Here is a 17268-nt window from a genome sequence, read left to right on the forward strand (position 1 = left end):
ATCTTATAGTGACAGCCGAAACCGTCTTTCAACTTTCAAACATGTGTTAAAAAGTATTATTCGGTATTAGCCCCGGTTTCCCGGAGTTATCCCAATCTATAAGGTAGGTTACCCACGTGTTACTCACCCGTCCGCCGCTAAAATTTTAAGGTGCAAGCACCAATAAAATTTCCGCTCGACTTGCATGTATTAGGCACGCCGCCAGCGTTCGTCCTGAGCCAGGATCAAACTCTCCATAAAAGTAGTTTGAAAGCTCATTTGCTTTGCTAGCGATCCAACTTCGTTAGAAGTTGAAATCTATTGTTTGCTTCATTTAAGAAGCTTGTTTCATTAACGTTGCTTGTTCAGTTTTCAAGGTTCATTCCTATTTATATATCCTTTGAAATTTATTTTATATTTTATACTAATAAAACGGATTCCAAGTACTATATAATAAATGTGAAAGGAGTGGGTGAACTATTATGCAACAAACTTTTATTAATTATGTGAAGAAAATGCAAAACTATTCTGAAGCGCTTTCCGTTATTTATTGGGATATGCGTACAGGGGCCCCTCGAAAAGGGTTGGAGCAAAGAGCAGAAGTGATTGGAACATTATCTGCAGAGTTATTCGCTCTCCAAACGAGTGACGAACTAGGTAAAATACTGTCTGAGCTTCAAAATGAGAAATTGGACTTTGTGACACAGCGTCTTTATGAAGAAGTTAAGAAAGAATATGACGAGTCCAAGAAAATACCGGCTGAGGAATTTAAAGCTTACACAATTTTAAAAGCAAAATCAGAAGCAGCTTGGGAAGATGCAAAAGAAAAATCGGATTTCCAAATTTTCTTACCGTACTTAAAAGAAGTAATCGATTATCAAAAGCGGTTTGTACAGTATTGGGGAATTAAAAATGGTTCGGCCTATAATACATTATTAGATAAATACGAACCGAATATGACGACAGACATGCTTGACGAGTTATTCGGTGAGCTGAAGGCAACAATCGTTCCTTTAGTTAAGGCAATTGGTGATTCAAAAAACAAACCGGACACTTCTCTATTATTTAAACACTTCCCGAAAAGTGGACAACATGCCGCTTCATTGGAATTATTGAAACAGCTTGGGTATGACTTTGAAGCAGGACGCTTGGATGAAACGGTCCATCCGTTCATGATCGGTTTAAACAGTGGAGATATCCGGATTACAACAAAGTATGATGAAAATGATTTCCGATCGGCTGTTTTTGGTACGATTCACGAATGCGGGCATGCTTTATATGAACAAAATATCGATGCCTCATTAAACGGCTTACCATTATCTACAGGTGCCTCAATGGGAATCCATGAATCCCAATCATTATTTTATGAAAACATTATCGGACGGAATGAAAGCTTTTGGAAACATCATTACGCCATTTTACAAAAGCATTCCCCTGAACAATTCGGGAATGTCCCGGTCGATGCATTTTTAAAGGCGATTAATTTCTCGGAGCCTTCGTTAATACGTATAGAGGCAGACGAACTTACGTATCCGCTTCATATAATGATCCGCTATGAAATTGAGCGTGAAATTTTCAATGGCGATTTGCAGGCGGAAGATTTACCGCGCGTTTGGAATCAAAAATACGAAGAATATTTAGGAATTCGTCCACAAAATGATGCGGAGGGTGTACTGCAGGATATGCATTGGAGTGACGGAAGCTTTGGCTATTTCCCAAGCTATGCGCTAGGATTCATGTATGCGGCGCAATGGAAGCATGCAATGGATCAAGACATTCCGAACTTCGATGAGTTATGCGAACGCGGCGAATTGGCACCTATTAAAGATTGGCTGACTGATAAAGTACATCAATATGGTGCATTGAAAAAGCCGAACGAGTTAATTTCAGAGGGTACCGGAGAAGCACTTTCTGCAAAATATTTGGCCGATTATTTAGAAAATAAATACTCGGAACTTTATAATCTGTAGTTTTTTAGCAAGCCTTTTCTTACAAAGGTTTGCTTTTTTTATATAAAAACACTCGCTACATTAAAAATGCGGCGAGTAATTACAGACTTATGAAAATATTTTTTGCAACAGTTGATAACCTAACCCTTTAAATGCAATATCTAAACCTGCAGCAATTACAATCGCTACAACAACTCCTATATACAACATCTTTTTCCCTTTCATAAATGCCTCCTGATTCTTCCCTTATAATGAGTCCCTGTTCTTTATATTGCTCCACTCCAGCTATCTATGGTTCTTCTTCATCTACGCGTCAACTTTAGGACAATACATTGATTTTACCATAGGATTTGCATATTTTCCCTCCTCCTCAAAACTATTAATAATCTAAGTAAAACAAAGGAAAAGACGTCTCCCCGGTAGTAGGAAGACGCCAAATTTTTTATTTTAATTTTTCTATAAAATGCTTTAATAAACGTGCAGTTAAACCCCATATTGTGTAGTTTCCATATTCATAAAACCATTCTTCCATCCGGCTTGAGCGCCACTCGTAATTTTCGCCATTCGCAATTTTATCGTACGGGAAATCAATCGGAGGCTTCGGTTCTACCGGAACATAATGCACATACGGTTCATGTGTCAACAGCCAGTCTAAAGGGACCGTAAACAGCTCTTCTACTTCATCATTATTAAATGTATCCAGTTCCGACTGCTCAATAATTCCGATGAATGGATAGACAACAAAAGCCGGTGATATAACGAAAGGACTGAGATTGCCTATTAGTTCAATTGACTGTTGATCAATTCCGAGCTCTTCATGCGTTTCTCGAAGCGCTGCAGCGAGCGGCGATTCATCCGTCTCATCGATTTTCCCGCCCGGAAAGCTAATATCGCCAGGTTGTTTACGCATCGTTAAAGCACGAACCTCAAACAAAATATGCCACTCGCCCTGTTTTTTTACAAGCGGGATGAGTACGGCCGACCGAAATGCGGTCTCTTCCCCTAAAAACAGAGGTTGCGGTTTTGCAAGCAGCCCTTTCAGATGATTTAAATCCATAACATTCTCCACCTTACTAAATAGTTATCTTTATCGTACCATGACCGCCTTCTATGGTGAAATGGAAATGTGGAAGTAACACCTCTCACCCCTTTACTGCATACGATACTACAACACTATTAAAGAAAAGGATGACCAAATGAAATGGCTTAGAATTGCCCTTTTCGTTGGGCTTTTATTGTTGTTGGTCGGCTGTGGTCAGAAGGATTTGCAGGAAGTAAAAGTTGGTGAAGTAACCCGTTCCATTTTCTACGCACCTCTTTATGCAGCGATTGAAGAAGGATTTTTTGAGGATGAAGGTTTATCGATCCAACTATCCACTATACCTGGTGGAGATAAAACGATGACCGCGCTTTTATCGGACGGGATTGATATTGCGTTAATTGGAGCTGAAACATCGGTTTATGTATCTGGGCAAAATCCGAACGATAAAGTAATTAACTTTGCACAGCTTACGCAAACAGACGGAACATTTTTAGTCGCACGTGACCAGAATGTCGACTTTAGCTGGGATGCTTTAAAAGACAGCACATTTTTAGGTCAGCGTGTTGGAGGAATGCCGCAAATGGCCGGCGAATTTGTACTGAAAAAACAAGGGATCGATCCGCAAAATGATTTAACATTGATTCAAAATATTGATTTTGCCAATATTGCGAACGCCTTTGCTTCAGGTACAGGTGACTATGTACAACTTTTCGAACCGACTGCAAGCATTTTTGAACAGCAAGGCATCGGAAAAATCGTCGCTTCATTCGGCGAAGAGCTTGGCGCCATTCCATATACGGTATTTATGGCAAAAGAAAGTACATTCTCGGAAAAAGAAATGATGGATAGCTTTACGAAAGCTCTTTATAAAGCACAAAAATGGGTGTATGAAGCATCGAGCGCTGATGTGGCAAAAGCGATTGCCCCTTACTTTGAAGATACAGACCAAAAAATTATTGAGCAGGTTGTGACGCGTTACCGTGATCAGGAATCTTATGCAAAAAATCCGATTATCGATGAAGACGAATTCCAAAATCTACTTGATGTAATGACCGAAGCAGGCGTACTGGAGTTTGAGCCAGCTTACAAAGATTTAGTAAACCGGTCATTTGCCGATGCGGTTGTGAAGTAAATGACTTATTTGGAAGTAAAACAGGTTACCCATCATTTCTTTAAAGAACAGCAAGTGGCAACAGCTCTTGAAGATGTGAATTTCACAGTTGCTTCAGGAGAATTTGTTTCCTTTTTAGGCCCGAGCGGCTGCGGGAAATCCACACTGCTCTCTTTGCTGGCAGGCTTATTGAAACCGACGACCGGTTCGATTAATTTTGCTGAACCCGATGTTGAAATCGGCTATATGCTTCAACAGGATTTCTTGTTCCCATGGAAAACAATTGAGGACAATGTCGCACTCGGTTTGACACTGCAAAAAAGGAAAAACCGTGAAATCATTGACGAACTGCTCGAACAATTTGAATTGGCCCATACGAAAAAACTTTACCCAACGCAGCTTTCCGGGGGGATGCGCCAACGTATCGCCCTTGCCCGAACACTTGCCGTAAAACCAACATTACTTTTACTTGATGAACCGTTTTCTGCGCTCGATTTTCGTTCCAAACTGTCCCTTGAAAACTTTGTATCGAATACATTGAAGCAGTTTTCAACGACGACCATTTTGGTGACGCATGATATTAGCGAAGCCATTGCGATGAGTGATAAGGTATTTATCTTTAGCCCTCGTCCGGGATCGATTGTGAAAAGCTTCATCATCCCACAGGAAATTCGCGAACTGACACCATTCGAAGCAAGAAATGCCCCTGCTTTCCAAGTACTATTCCAGGAAATATGGAAGGAGCTTGATTCGGATGAATATTGAACAGTTGCAGCAGCAATATAACGAAAAGCGGCGACGTGAAAAACGAAAAATTTTCTCTTTCCAACTAATGCTCCTTGTCGGTCTTCTTCTATTTTGGGAAATTACGACCCATTTCCGTATATTGGACCCGCTGATTTTCAGCAGCCCACGCGCAGTGGGAAGCCTGTTTATTACAAAAATAACGGATGGCAGTTTATTCCCTCATATTGCGATTACGATGTTTGAAACCGTTGTCGGCTTTATATTAGGAACCCTTTTTGGAACATTGCTCGCAATCTCGCTATGGTCCTCCAAAACATTTGCCAATGTGATGGACCCCTATCTAGTCGTATTGAATGCAATGCCTAAAGTCGCAATTGGACCGATGATTCTCGTGGTTTTCGGACCGAATATGCTCGCAGTTCTCGTAATGGGTGTACTCATTTCGGTTATTATTTCGACCATCGTTATTTTTTCCGCATTTCAGCAAGTAAACGAAAACTATATTAAAGTCATGCAGCTTTTCAGGGCATCCAAATATGAAACATTCCGGCATGTTATTCTTCCTGCCTCTACCCCGACGATTATTTCTACTTTAAAGGTAAACGTCGGCTTATCATGGGTTGGGGTTATTGTCGGGGAATTTTTAGTATCATCAAGCGGTCTCGGTTATCTGATTATTTCCGGGTTCCAAGTATTTAACTTTACGTTAGTATTCTTGGCGCTTCTCATCATTATTGTATTGGCAACGATTATGTATAAAGGCGTTGAACTGATTGAACGAAAGGTATTGGAAAAGCAGTGATTAGTGAGTTGAAAAAGTCGCCGGGGCAAATTGAAAAACATCCATTTTTCCTCTGGGGGGAGAAAAGTGGATGTTTTTGTACTTTTTAGAGAGGTTGCGGTCTAAAAGAAAAAAAGTTCTTCTTGTGGGCCTGGCGCGCTCCTGCTTCTATTAACTACGCCCCTGCCTCAAATAAACAAATTTACGCAGTAACCATTCGACCGGTCCAATTGAAAAGCGTTTTGTATAAATTCCTGAAATATAAAGCTGCAAGATGTACACAACGATTGCCAACAGTAATCCAACCGCTACACCTAGCTTTCCAAAGAGGCCAAATCCATATCCGTAGAAAATTGATGTAAATATAATAGACTGCATTAAATAATTGGTTAGTGATAAACGTCCCATACTGACAAATGCTTGTGCAAGCTTCGTTTCATGCTTCGCTAAATAAATTAGCGTAAATAAAGCAATATAGCCAATCGCCAGTAAATATGTTCCCGTACCATAAATCAATTTTCCTGCAAAATGATCCCAATATAAGAATGACTTACACACCAAGCCTAGTGGAACAAGCAACGCTAAACGTTTTAAAAGCTTTGTTCTTAACCGAATATGTGTAAAGAAATCCTTCTTTGCTGCTGCCATCCCCAACAACACAAAAGGACCAATTGTGAAAAAGGCCAACAACACAATAAAACCAAGTGCAATTGGTAATCCGATTAAGAAGAAGATTAATGGAACCTCTTCTGTTAAACCGATCCGTTGTTGCACAACTTCCCAATAGGTTCCATTGGCTAAAACGGTAGTTGATTCTTCTAATCCAGCAAGCAACAAAACATCCGTTTTTAATATTAAAAGCGGGATCATCAGCACTGCTAATACAGACGCCCAAATAAGCAAAGTTTTCACCTTGCGCTTAATGAACGATATGATAATGATAAGACCTGCACCATATGTCAATAAAATATCGCCGTCCCATACAAATGCAATATGTAAGCTTCCTAAAATTATTAACCCTATTACCCTACGCCATAAAGGTCCGAGCGTCTTCAAGTCTCGATTTTCCAACGCCCGCACAAATAAAATAATTCCGTATCCAAATAAAAATCCAAAAATCGGATAAAACGATGCCTCTATAAATATTTTTGTGAAATAAAATACCGCATTATCCCACCATGTTGTAGGCTCAATTGTATTTATCGTCATATCTCCATATTGGAAATACAGCATATTCGCAATCAAGATACCAAGTAAAGAAAATCCTCTCAATGCATCCAATGCTTCAATTCTGTTCTTCATCTTACACCTCCTAATAATTACTACGGATTGAGGTCAAGGAAGTTTCACAATTACTTGCTTAGTATAGTAATAAATATAAATTGGCCTTGAGCTCGCTCATTTCCAATTATTTTTCTGTTGTAAAAACTATTTAGTACTCCATCATGAATAAGTGATTTTTAATAATCACTACGTAAACTACTCCGTTACAATCCCAACTCTACGCTCCGTTTGTTGCGAATCGGCTCCAATCCTTTTATGCTAAAACAGTAGGAGGGAAACGAATGGATAATGAAAAAATTGGCCAATTAATTTATACATTGCGCAAGGGAAAAGGGATGACGCAAAAGCAAGTAGCAGATGCACTGTTTTTATCGGACCGCACCATTTCAAAATGGGAAAGAGGGATCGGCTGTCCTGATATAACACTTCTCCCTCAGCTTGCTGCCCTCTTCGATATTCCAATAGAAAATTTACTGACAGGTGAAATAAATCAAAATGAATTGGTAGGAGGCAATATGAAAAATTCAAGCTATTATGTATGCCCAAGCTGCTCGAATATCGGGTTAGCAACAGGGAACTTTACCGTTTCGTGCTGCGGACGGAAATTGGAGCCGTTAGCTGCTGTAAAAGCAACTGACGAACAAAAATTAAAAGTAGAGGAAATCGATATGCAATGGTCCATTTCAGCAGACCACCCAATGACGAAAGACCATTACGTATCATTTATCGCACTGGCAACAGGGGATCAGATTCAATTGTACAAGCAGTTCCCTGAATGGGCTTTGCAGGCAACAGTCCCACGTAAAAAACACGGGAAACTAATTTGGTTCGATACACGTGACGGATTATTTTATCAGTATATTTAATTCTTAATAAACAGTCTCCAACTATTAGTCAGCAGCTAATAGTTGAGACTGTTTCTTTGCGCTCAATGGTTACACTATTTCAATAATTACCTTCAACCCTTCATCCAAAAACGGAATTCCCTCTTCCCTGCCTTCAAGCATAATCGAGAAAATATAATCTCTCCCGCTTTTTCCCGTTACATAGCCTGACAATGTATTCACTTCATGGATATAGCCTGTTTTAGCGAATATTCGCTGTTGCAGCTCCGGCTCTAAAAAGCGGTCTTTTAACGTTCCTCCAACCAGTCTGTTTATATTCCCTCCAACTGGCAATGATTCGTAAAAGTTCTGAAAATACGGTTCTTTTTGCAGCTTATACAACAGTTCGGATATACCATTTGAGTGCAGACGATTTTGATGTGACAGGCCCGAACCATCAGCGAATTGACATGTCGTAAAATCGATTTGCAGCTTTTCCAAATAGGCTCGCACTACTTTTAGGCCATGCTCGTAATCGCCTATTCCATGCTTTTGTTTCCCCATCGTTTTCAGGAAAATATCGGCGATGCTGTTATTGCTTAGTTTCATAAATATTGAAAACATCTCTGCAATTGGACAAGACTCGTGCGTGTGGATTAGCTTGGCATGCTTTGGCGTCGTGCCGCTTGCAATGACATTTTCCTGTTCAAAGCAGATGCCTGCATCTTTGCATAGTTCTTTGAAAAACAGCAATGTGTTTTTTGTAGGATTCTGGTGGGACACCCATACTTTCGCCGTTTCTCCTTCTGGTAGTTCACCTGTAATCACGATTTGATTTGTATTATTAATTCTGCGGATTTCTAATGTATTTTCAGCATTTTTATCTACTGTTTTCCCTTCATTAGAAATATGCAGACCACTTAAATGCGGGATGACATTAAACATCGGCTTTTCCCCGATATTCCCGGCAGTTGCCTCGACGATAATTGTGCTCGCATCAAAATCATCATTCGGTGACATCGTAATAGGCGAAATACGGGCCCCATAATAATGGGTTTCCCCTTCATCATCAACACCCGGAGGCAATGTTTTACCCGAAAAATATGTATCGTCCCCGATTAACTTACCGTTTACATGATGGATTCCGTATTCCCGTAAAACTTCCGCAAAATGCCTAAGTGTCGCTTCAACTATTGTCGGGTCACCGTAACCCTTCACGTAAATATCCCCGTTTAACGTGTGGTCTTCAACATTTCCGTCGATAAAAACTTCTGTTTTAAATCGGTATTCCAATCCAAGCTCCGAAATTGCAGCCGCCCCCGTAAGGATTTTCATGTTGGACGCGGGACGCATTAAATGCTCCCCTCGATATGTATACAGAATCTCTCCAGAAGTTTTGTCCCGCAGCGTAAAAGTTGCCTTGTCCTTCCCTAAAATTGTCTCCACTACTTGTCCCAATTTCGTGATTGTATCGTTATTTAAGTTCTTCTCTTGAATCTCCTCCATACTCTTCCCCCTGAATTGTTAGAATTTACTGTAAATTTATTCTAACAGAAATATTTATTTACGGTTAGCACGAATTGAAGTGGGCGAGATTTTCTAATATAAATGAAAATGTTCTAATATATTTTTATTTGTTCTAATAAAACTGAGATGTTCTAATAAATCCTTCCAATGTTCTAAAAAGTGTTCGCTTTGTTCTAATATTCCTTTAGCATGTGCTAATATCGACAACACTTTTTCTCATATCCCACTTAACTTTTCTAATAAAAACAGCCCACACAAAAAAACGCACTTCCAAATTGAAAGTGCGCTTTGTATCAGAAATTATTGAGCTGTATATCCACCATCAACCGTTAAGCTGTTGCCAGTCATGAATGAAGAATCGTCACTTGCCATAAATAATACAGCTTTTGCCATTTCTTCTGCTTGTCCAAGACGTTTCATTGGTGTCATTGAAGCTAATGCCTGTTTGCTTTCTTCCGGAATAATCGGTGTGTCAATGAAGCCTGGGCATAGTGAGTTCACACGAATATTCTGCTCTGCATATTCAAGTGCAAGTGAGCGTGTTAAGTTAATAACCCCACCTTTTGCTGCATTGTATGCTGCCGATCCAGGTGAACCAACCCAGCCGTACATAGAAGCGGTATTGATGATTGACCCTCCGCCAGATTTCAGCATTTCACGGATAGCTTCACGTGCTACCAAGAATACACCATCCAAGTCTACATTAACTGTGTTGCGCCATTCAGCATATTCCAATTCATGTGAAGGGAAAACACGGCCGATGCCTGCATTGTTAAATACGACATCCACTTTGCCAAATGCTTCAATTGTTTGTTTGAATATATTTGCTACTTCTTCTTCATTTGTAATATTTGCTTTAACAAATACTGCGTCCGCGTTAAGTGCCTTCAATTCTGCTTCGAAAGCTTTACCTTTTTCTTCATTTAAATCAACTAATACAACTTTAGCACCTTCAGAGACAAATAATTTTGCTGTAGCTGCACCAATACCTGATGCACCACCAGTGATGACTGCTACTTTACCTTGTAATTTTCCCATCTTTTATTCCTCCTATATAATGAGTCATTGAAAACATACACATTTAAGTTAAATTGAACAGAAATAGCAGAAATATGTGCATTTTCTTTACATTTCAATTTTAACAATTTCAATAAATACATCAATCATTAGAATATTGTAAAATGTATAATAAGTAGACACTTACTATTATTTTGTCTTTTTACATGGAGGGAATGTCGTGGAAAATGGTACATCCAAAAGAAAAAACCGAACAAAAGAACATTTAAAGTTGGCGTTAATTGACCTTATCAAAAAGAAAGGCTACCATGCGATTTCCGTAAAGGATATTGTCGATCATGCTTCTTACAATCGCAGTACATTTTATGTACATTACCAGGATAAATTACAATTGGCAGAGGATCTTCTTGAAACAATGCTTGCCGGATTGGAAGAATCTGTAGGAAAACCTTATTCTCCTGGTCAAAAAGTATATACGACAAAACTAAGCGAACCCTCTTTTAATATTATTTCTTACATTTATGACAACCGAAATTTCTTTGAACTGATTAAATACGATGATACATTAACAAGCTTACATACAAAATTTCCTCAAACGATATTAAAAATATACGGGGAGCAGTTTATATTTCAAACAATCAATAATATCCAGGTAAATATGGATTACTTTAAACGATATACTGCATACGGATTTTACGGACTTATTCAAAATTGGATTAACAGCAATTTCAAAGAATCCAAAGAAGAGTTTATTGAAGAAGTCATTGCTTTATCCCAAACACATATTTATTCACTGGAGTTTGTGGGAAAACAAAAACGTTAACCGGTTTAGGATAAAACAAGAAATAAGATGATTAGCGAGACGGAGTTTTTACCGCGCGTAACATACAGTTGCTTAACAAAAATTATTTTTCAATTAAATAAGTCATTAACCTCTCAAAAAAAAACGGTACGTAAATCCTTTTTTCAATTTATCTTAGCGGTTTTTACTTTAGATACTTAGTTCAAATACCATCTCCACCTAAATTATGAAGCGTTAAATAATTTTTTAAAAAACGTTTTGTTCGTTCATTTTGAGGGTTCTCGAAAATTTCTTTCGGGGTCCCCTCCTCAACAATATTTCCATCTGCCATGAAAATGACACGATCTGCTACCTCTTTTGCAAACTCCATTTCATGAGTTACAACAATCATAGTTCGACCTTGTTTAATAACTGCCTTCATAACATTTAATACTTCTTCTACAAGCTCTGGATCAAGTGATGAAGTCGGCTCATCAAATAAGATTACATATGGATCAAGTGCAAGTGCTCTTGCTATGCCAACTCGCTGCTGTTGCCCTCCTGAAAGTGCGACAGGATAATTCAGTTCCTTCCCCATTAATCCGACTTCAGCTAGTATTTCGTACGCTATTTGCTCAGCCTGCAGCTTGGAGATTTTCTTAGATAGACGCAATGGTTCAGATACGTTATGTAATGCTGTTTTATTTTTAAATAAATTATAATTTTGGAATACCATTCCTGTTTTCCCACGTAATTTTACTACTTGTGATTTTTGAAAATTCTCTAAATTCATTTCTTCGCTATCAATTTCAATAATGCCCTTTTCTGCTTTCTCCAAAAAGTTTAAACAACGTAAAAATGTCGATTTCCCTGACCCTGAAGGACCGATAATAGCAAGTACCTCACCATCTTTAATTTCTACATTAATTCCTTTTAAAATCGCAGTGTTTCCATAGCTTTTATGCAAATTTTGAATTTTAATCATTTTGTTGCCTCCTTTTGGTAGGGACGCTCTACATAATTTTCAAGTTTTGACTGTAAGAAAGCTAAAATTACTGTAATGGCCCAATAAATTAAACCAACTGTTAAATACGCTTCAAGAAATTTATAAGTGACAGCTGATTCGAGCTTTGCCCGAGCAAGCATATCCACAACACCGATCGTAAAAGCTAATGAAGTTTCTTTAATCATCATAATGTAATAGTTTCCTGATGCAGGAATTGCAACACGTAATACTTGCGGCAAAATAACCGTACGTAACCCTTGCCACTTTGTCATGTTCATAGCATCACATGCTTCAAATTGACCTTTATCGACCGCTAAAAATGCAGAACGAAATACTTCCGATAAATATGCTGCATTTTTTACACTTAGCGCAAAAATAACAGCTGTAATAGCATCTAATGAGCTGAAGCTAGGAAATAATTGGGGTATCCCAAAATAAAAAATAAAAATCTGAATGAGCGTAGGGACTCCACGGAAATAAGAAATAATAACAATTAAAATTTGATAAATGACAGGAACTTTAAAATTAATTATTACTGAAAATAGTAGACCAATAATGACTGCTAATATAAAGGAAAGTGTCCCCATGTACAAAACAATTGGTAAATATTCTATGATTCTCGGAAAGATTTCAATCATATAACCAAAATCGAAATTCACAAAATCCCTCTTTTCTGTAGAACTAGAAATCAGAAGGCTGTTCAGAGATTACTCTGGACAGCCCCTATTAAAAATTATTTATGTGGAATTGTTACGTCAATTGCACTCCACTTATCAGATAGCTCTTTTAATGTGCCATTATCTTGTAGCTTTTGAATTTCTGCACTAAACGCTTCTAAAAATTCTTTATTTTCTTCAGAGCGTACAAACGGGAAGCCATAGTCAAAGTTAACTAAATATTCTTCACCGTAAATTTTTAATGGTAAACCTTCATCACGAATACGAGATGCTGCAGTAATTTTCACATCAATAAATGCATCCAATCGACCTAATGCCACTTCATTATATGTTCCGCTTACATCTTGGTACGGTGTAATGATGATTTCACCACCATTTTCTTCATTCCATTTCTCTAAAAATTGATGCAAGTTATTTCCTAATAAAACACCTACTTTTTTACCTTTTAAGTCTTCAATACTGTTAATACTATTATTATCTTCATGTACAACTAGAGTGGCACCTGAATAAGCATAAGGTGTTGAAAAATCATATTTTGCACGACGTTCTTCTGTCATTGCAATTAAATTGGATACCGTATCAATTTTTCCTGCATCGAGCATACCGAAAATACCTGAAAACTCAGCAAACTCCCACTTAATTTCATACCCTAATGCTTCACCAACTTTTTCTAATACTTCCACGTCATATCCTTGGGCTTTGCCGTCTTCATCCACAGAAATAAATGGAGGATAAATCCCGGAAGAACCTACAACTAAGACCTCTTTTTTACCACTATCAGCATTCGTTTCTTTTGACGGTGACCCAGCACCACCATCATTGCCACAAGCAGTTAACAGCAATATTAGAGCACTAAAAAGAACCAGAAATGATAATTTCTTTAAACTCTTCATTTAAGCTTCCACCTTTTCTAGTTCTTTCTCTATAACTTCTACTAATTCTTCTGCAAAAATCTCTCGCGGATATTGGAATTCCAATTCATTGATAAATACAGTAGGCACCATTTTCACATTACGCTCAATTGCCTCTGCAGTAATTAGTAAGCTACGATCGATATTTGAAAATTCTTCTTTTAAGTTATATTTCTCTTCAATGTATTTCTTTATTTCAAAACTTGAATATTTATCCCATTTTGCTTGATCCTTAAATAATTCACTTATGATTTCTAATGTTCTTTCTGGATTAGAATAATCCAAATTCGCATTAATTAGCGTTCCGGGTAATAACATTTCACGTGGTTTGTCATAATGCTTTACTACTAACGCTACTTTCTTTTCTGCGAAATACTTTGGTAGCGTATTATCAACTAAATCGAAAAACGTCGCACAATACGGACACGCGTAATTTAAAAACACTTCAATTTTTACAGGTGCGTTCACATCGCCAATTACTAAATAATTATTTTTAATTTCCGTCATTATTACCCACCCTTTTTATTTTCGCTAAATTCTAAAAATTCACTATTTTATTGTATACTATCTTTATTGGAATTGTAAATAATATTTTAAAAATATTGGTATATATAGTTATAAGTTGAAGGGAGTATTTAAATTACCATTAAAGGGGGAAAATTAAGAACATCGCCTCGATGACCATCATAAAAAAGCTATATTTAGATAAAAGTATATTAAAAAACCTCTAAACTTTGGAATTTAGAGGTTTTAACATGATTGAACTACTTAAGCGATCCAATCCTCTTTCGGAATATCTTTTACTTCTTTCTTGCTATAGTATCGCCCTTTTGTCGTCAACCCTACAATGACAGTCAGAACTGCTGCCATCAGCGCTGCGAAAAATGCGGCAGTATTTTGCAGGAATGTGCCCATATATCCGAGTGCTGCAATTGTACCGATTACAGTTGGGACAATCAAAGCAATGACACCAACCGGATTCCATTTAAACAGGTTTTCCTGTCTGGATTCATAATAGCGCGGGCCGATCTTCAGCCATTTTTTTAGAACGAGCGCTTCCGTTACGAGAACGGCTGCCCAGCTCATCAGTGCTACACCTTGGAAAGTCATCGCAATTTGAAGATGATCGACAATACCGCCAAGCATTAAAATCATCGCAATGACACCAGCTACTACAACCCAAAAACGGCGTCCCGGTGTAAAGCCAAACATGTTTTCAAAAAAGTTTGAGAGGGAAAGTGAGCTGCTGTAAATATTCGTTATATTAATACGAACTTGTGTCAGAACCGTAAATACGACACCACCAAGCCCTAATAATGTCACGATATAAACGCCGGGATTTGCTTCGGCAAATTTTACACCGAACCAAATGCCAAGGCCGCCCATTACACCAAAACAGAAGATTTGCGGAATAAATCCGATAGCAATTGAACCGATTTTCAAGTCTTTCGGTTTTAGGAAACGTGCGTAATCCGAAGCAATTAATGCTGTAAGTCCCATTATACCGTGTTGCATTCCGATACATAACAGTAATGCCGTACCGCCTATTTGAACACCTTCAGGCATATAGGTCCAGAAATTTCCAGAGTTAATTGATGGGGTATTAAAAGCAATAACAATGGCTGTAATGAGGAATATTCCAAAAATCGGCAATGACCATTTTTGAAGTTTGTCCAATTGTTTAATGCCAAACCAGTTTAACGGAATTACTAAGGAACCAAAGATTACAATTAAAAGCCAGATCGGAATCGCCGGAAAAAATGCATGAACTGCAGCGACTAAAATCATACCTTCAAATGCACAATACATAATAAAATTTGATGCGTAAATTAATGAGGTTAATGAGGCTCCGATATAACCGAATCCTCCGCGGGATAATAAGTTGACGTTCATGCCGGACTTAGCCGATAAATAAACAATGATGCTTCCAAGGATACCTGCAACAATGATTGCATAGCCAGCAGAGATGAGCGCATTGACCGCTCCGAACTGTAGTGCCATCACACTTCCCATTTGGAAATAGAAAATGGCAGTTGCAATACCAAACGTTATATTCGTGATACTTAACCAGCCCATTTTGCGTTCTTCACGCGGAACTCGGTCAAACGTATAGTCACTAGTTGCTTCTTGACGAGAAAAGTCTTGTTCTCTTAATTTCTGATCTGCAGTAATCTCAGATCTCATTCAATCAAATCCTTTCTGTACTTATACTTCTTTTGTTTCAAAGGAACTTTTAGTTAGAGGTGGATGGATCTTTTTAAGGGAAAGGTCGGTTACGGTAAATCATCTGCAATTGATCCCTTCAATTCAGAAACAAAAAAAGAAATGATTTTTTTACCGCGCAGATAGTTGTGAGCGTAAGTTAAATAGCTCCATTAAATATTCTAACATAATTTAAAGCAATTATTTGTGACCTCAACCCAAGTCGTTCTTTAGGACTACAAGAAATCCACTCTTTCCCAAACACCAAAAAAGCTCGAAAAACATAAAATGCTGTTGTTTTCCGAGTTGTTTAACAGGTAGGTATGGCCAATATTGACCATCTGTTTCTTTTACATATTTTTCACAATCACCACAAAATGGCTATTTAGCATATAAACAATTCCAGCGGTTTCCCTCTCCACTTTACTCCATAATCTCTCCGGTAAATTTTCAAATTATACACATCGATTGTTAGTTCTTCAAACTTAAGCTTCATCAGTTTTGGAAGACCTTTCATCTGTTATTCATTCTTCAATTTAGTGCCTTTAGCTTTCTACGTTTTGAGGAGTTGATGCCTTTATATAGCCCCTGGTTAGAGTATAAATTCCTAACGGAAAATTAGTGGTTACCGTCAGTCTGGCAATGATTCGGTCATCTTTCCTATTCGCCAATTAATAAATAAAACTGATAGCCAATATATAATGCCATTATCCAAATAATTATGGCAGATATCTTATTAAGGGAATTTAAGAATTTCCCGTTTCCGTCAATTTGTCCAATCTTTCTCCCGACAATGGCAAGTGACAGAAACCATATCCACGACACAACTATACAGGCCAATGTAAACATCCATTTCTCATAACCTGTATAAGCTAATGAACTTGTTCCTATTACCCCGATTGTATCCAAAATAGCATGGGGGTTAAGTAGCGACACTGATGCAGCAAACGCAATTTGACGTCGCGCTGAAAAACCTTTTTCTTCTCGGTGTGCATTTACTGATGGATTGTCCTTCCATATTACCCATCCCATATATGCCAAGAAAAAGAACCCTGCTAAAAAAAGCGATATTTTCAACCATTCAAAACTAAAAACAATTACCGATACCCCCGCTACTGCCAAATAAATTAAAATCGTATCACAGACGCCTGCTGTTACTATTGCAGGCAATGATTTCGTAAATTTCCGGTGTGTTGCACCTTGATTAAATATAAATACATTTTGAACACCCAGTGGCAAAATTAAGCCAAATGCCAATAAAATTCCATGAATTAATGGTTGCACGTTTATTCCTCCTATTTCCATTATTTAAGAATAACGATGATGGAACAATTTGTCTTCACCTAATTAACAGGTCAGATTCGGCATACCCGGGGGACTTATGTTTTCAGATGATCCACTGTTTATTAAGAGCATCTTGACTTACCATT

At 38.0% G+C, this 17268-nt stretch carries 16 protein-coding genes and 1 rRNA gene; 6 read left to right on the top strand and 11 right to left on the bottom strand.

Going from position 1 to position 17268, the window contains the following annotated elements; translation table 11 throughout:
• Positions 1-240, bottom strand: a 16S ribosomal RNA gene (locus CBM15_RS17555); the annotation flags it as partial.
• 221 nt (positions 241-461) lie between these two features.
• Here CBM15_RS17555 and CBM15_RS17560 point away from each other — a divergent pair.
• Entirely contained in the window at positions 462-1949 is a 1488-nt protein-coding gene (locus CBM15_RS17560) for a carboxypeptidase M32 (protein WP_087618476.1), read from the top strand.
• Positions 1950-2370: 421 nt separating this feature from the next.
• On the opposite strand, the gene CBM15_RS17565 is transcribed toward CBM15_RS17560, so the two are convergent.
• Positions 2371-2985, bottom strand: coding sequence for an NUDIX hydrolase (locus CBM15_RS17565; protein ID WP_087618477.1), 615 nt, complete (start codon positions 2983-2985; stop codon positions 2371-2373).
• A gap of 139 nt (positions 2986-3124) precedes the next feature.
• On the opposite strand from CBM15_RS17565, the gene CBM15_RS17570 reads away from it, so the two are divergent.
• From CBM15_RS17570 to CBM15_RS17580, 3 genes are read left to right on the top strand one after another with little or no spacing between them, the layout of a single operon-like run.
• Positions 3125-4102: an ABC transporter substrate-binding protein gene (locus CBM15_RS17570; RefSeq protein ID WP_087618478.1), complete on the top strand. Its 978-nt coding sequence runs from the start codon at positions 3125-3127 to the stop codon at positions 4100-4102.
• On the top strand, positions 4103-4846 hold the full coding sequence (locus CBM15_RS17575; protein WP_008407538.1) for an ABC transporter ATP-binding protein: 744 nt from the start codon (positions 4103-4105) through the stop codon (positions 4844-4846). It begins immediately after the preceding gene.
• Complete coding sequence (locus CBM15_RS17580; protein ID WP_008407537.1) at positions 4836-5630, top strand: ABC transporter permease; 795 nt, start codon at positions 4836-4838, stop codon at positions 5628-5630. The genes CBM15_RS17575 and CBM15_RS17580 overlap by 11 nt, the downstream gene beginning before the upstream one ends.
• Positions 5631-5780: 150 nt before the next feature.
• Here CBM15_RS17580 and CBM15_RS17585 read toward each other — a convergent pair whose 3' ends face one another.
• A complete protein-coding gene (locus tag CBM15_RS17585; protein ID WP_087618479.1) occupies positions 5781-6911 on the bottom strand; it encodes a DUF418 domain-containing protein in 1131 nt (376 codons plus the stop codon).
• A gap of 263 nt (positions 6912-7174) precedes the next feature.
• On the opposite strand from CBM15_RS17585, the gene CBM15_RS17590 reads away from it, so the two are divergent.
• Positions 7175-7759, top strand: a complete 585-nt coding sequence (locus CBM15_RS17590) for a helix-turn-helix domain-containing protein (protein WP_087618480.1) — start codon at positions 7175-7177, stop codon at positions 7757-7759.
• Between the two features lie 69 nt (positions 7760-7828).
• Here the strand turns inward: CBM15_RS17590 and dacB are convergent, their stop codons facing one another.
• Entirely contained in the window at positions 7829-9223 is a 1395-nt protein-coding gene (gene dacB, locus CBM15_RS17595; protein WP_087618481.1) for a D-alanyl-D-alanine carboxypeptidase/D-alanyl-D-alanine endopeptidase, read from the bottom strand.
• Between the two features lie 321 nt (positions 9224-9544).
• Complete coding sequence (locus tag CBM15_RS17605; protein ID WP_087618482.1) at positions 9545-10282, bottom strand: SDR family NAD(P)-dependent oxidoreductase; 738 nt, start codon at positions 10280-10282, stop codon at positions 9545-9547.
• 199 nt (positions 10283-10481) lie between these two features.
• Here CBM15_RS17605 and CBM15_RS17610 point away from each other — a divergent pair, with 199 nt between their 5' ends.
• The gene (locus tag CBM15_RS17610; RefSeq protein ID WP_087618483.1) at positions 10482-11084 is read left to right on the top strand and encodes a TetR/AcrR family transcriptional regulator; all 603 of its coding nucleotides are present in this window, start codon (positions 10482-10484) and stop codon (positions 11082-11084) included.
• A 181-nt stretch (positions 11085-11265) separates the two neighbouring features.
• On the opposite strand, the gene CBM15_RS17615 is transcribed toward CBM15_RS17610, so the two are convergent.
• The 6 genes from CBM15_RS17615 to CBM15_RS17640 all read right to left on the bottom strand — a co-directional run bounded on the left by CBM15_RS17615 (position 11266) and on the right by CBM15_RS17640 (position 17122).
• Complete coding sequence (locus CBM15_RS17615) at positions 11266-12027, bottom strand: amino acid ABC transporter ATP-binding protein (RefSeq protein WP_087618484.1); 762 nt, start codon at positions 12025-12027, stop codon at positions 11266-11268.
• The gene (locus tag CBM15_RS17620) at positions 12024-12707 is read right to left on the bottom strand and encodes an amino acid ABC transporter permease (RefSeq protein ID WP_087618485.1); all 684 of its coding nucleotides are present in this window, start codon (positions 12705-12707) and stop codon (positions 12024-12026) included. The genes CBM15_RS17615 and CBM15_RS17620 overlap by 4 nt, the downstream gene beginning before the upstream one ends.
• Before the next feature lie 74 nt (positions 12708-12781).
• Positions 12782-13618 (bottom strand): transporter substrate-binding domain-containing protein, encoded by an 837-nt coding sequence (locus CBM15_RS17625; protein ID WP_087618486.1) that lies wholly within the window; start codon positions 13616-13618, stop codon positions 12782-12784.
• Positions 13619-14143 (bottom strand): thioredoxin domain-containing protein, encoded by a 525-nt coding sequence (locus tag CBM15_RS17630; RefSeq protein ID WP_087618487.1) that lies wholly within the window; start codon positions 14141-14143, stop codon positions 13619-13621.
• A 261-nt stretch (positions 14144-14404) separates the two neighbouring features.
• Positions 14405-15820: a purine-cytosine permease family protein gene (locus CBM15_RS17635; RefSeq protein ID WP_087618488.1), complete on the bottom strand. Its 1416-nt coding sequence runs from the start codon at positions 15818-15820 to the stop codon at positions 14405-14407.
• Positions 15821-16498: 678 nt separating this feature from the next.
• Positions 16499-17122, bottom strand: coding sequence for a LysE/ArgO family amino acid transporter (locus CBM15_RS17640; protein WP_087618489.1), 624 nt, complete (start codon positions 17120-17122; stop codon positions 16499-16501).
• Positions 17123-17268 lie beyond the last annotated feature (146 nt).

This window comes from Solibacillus kalamii, from assembly GCF_002174535.1.
Classification (GTDB): domain Bacteria; phylum Bacillota; class Bacilli; order Bacillales_A; family Planococcaceae; genus Solibacillus; species Solibacillus silvestris.

Coding starts and splice junctions, on each gene's coding strand:
- CBM15_RS17560 (WP_087618476.1), top strand. CDS start 462: ATGCAACAAACTTTTATTAATTATGTGAAGAAAATGCAAAACTATTCT.
- CBM15_RS17565 (WP_087618477.1), bottom strand. CDS start 2,985: ATGGATTTAAATCATCTGAAAGGGCTGCTTGCAAAACCGCAACCTCTG.
- CBM15_RS17570 (WP_087618478.1), top strand. CDS start 3,125: ATGAAATGGCTTAGAATTGCCCTTTTCGTTGGGCTTTTATTGTTGTTG.
- CBM15_RS17575 (WP_008407538.1), top strand. CDS start 4,103: ATGACTTATTTGGAAGTAAAACAGGTTACCCATCATTTCTTTAAAGAA.
- CBM15_RS17580 (WP_008407537.1), top strand. CDS start 4,836: ATGAATATTGAACAGTTGCAGCAGCAATATAACGAAAAGCGGCGACGT.
- CBM15_RS17585 (WP_087618479.1), bottom strand. CDS start 6,911: ATGAAGAACAGAATTGAAGCATTGGATGCATTGAGAGGATTTTCTTTA.
- CBM15_RS17590 (WP_087618480.1), top strand. CDS start 7,175: ATGGATAATGAAAAAATTGGCCAATTAATTTATACATTGCGCAAGGGA.
- dacB (WP_087618481.1), bottom strand. CDS start 9,223: ATGGAGGAGATTCAAGAGAAGAACTTAAATAACGATACAATCACGAAA.
- CBM15_RS17605 (WP_087618482.1), bottom strand. CDS start 10,282: ATGGGAAAATTACAAGGTAAAGTAGCAGTCATCACTGGTGGTGCATCA.
- CBM15_RS17615 (WP_087618484.1), bottom strand. CDS start 12,027: ATGATTAAAATTCAAAATTTGCATAAAAGCTATGGAAACACTGCGATT.
- CBM15_RS17625 (WP_087618486.1), bottom strand. CDS start 13,618: ATGAAGAGTTTAAAGAAATTATCATTTCTGGTTCTTTTTAGTGCTCTA.
- CBM15_RS17630 (WP_087618487.1), bottom strand. CDS start 14,143: ATGACGGAAATTAAAAATAATTATTTAGTAATTGGCGATGTGAACGCA.
- CBM15_RS17635 (WP_087618488.1), bottom strand. CDS start 15,820: ATGAGATCTGAGATTACTGCAGATCAGAAATTAAGAGAACAAGACTTT.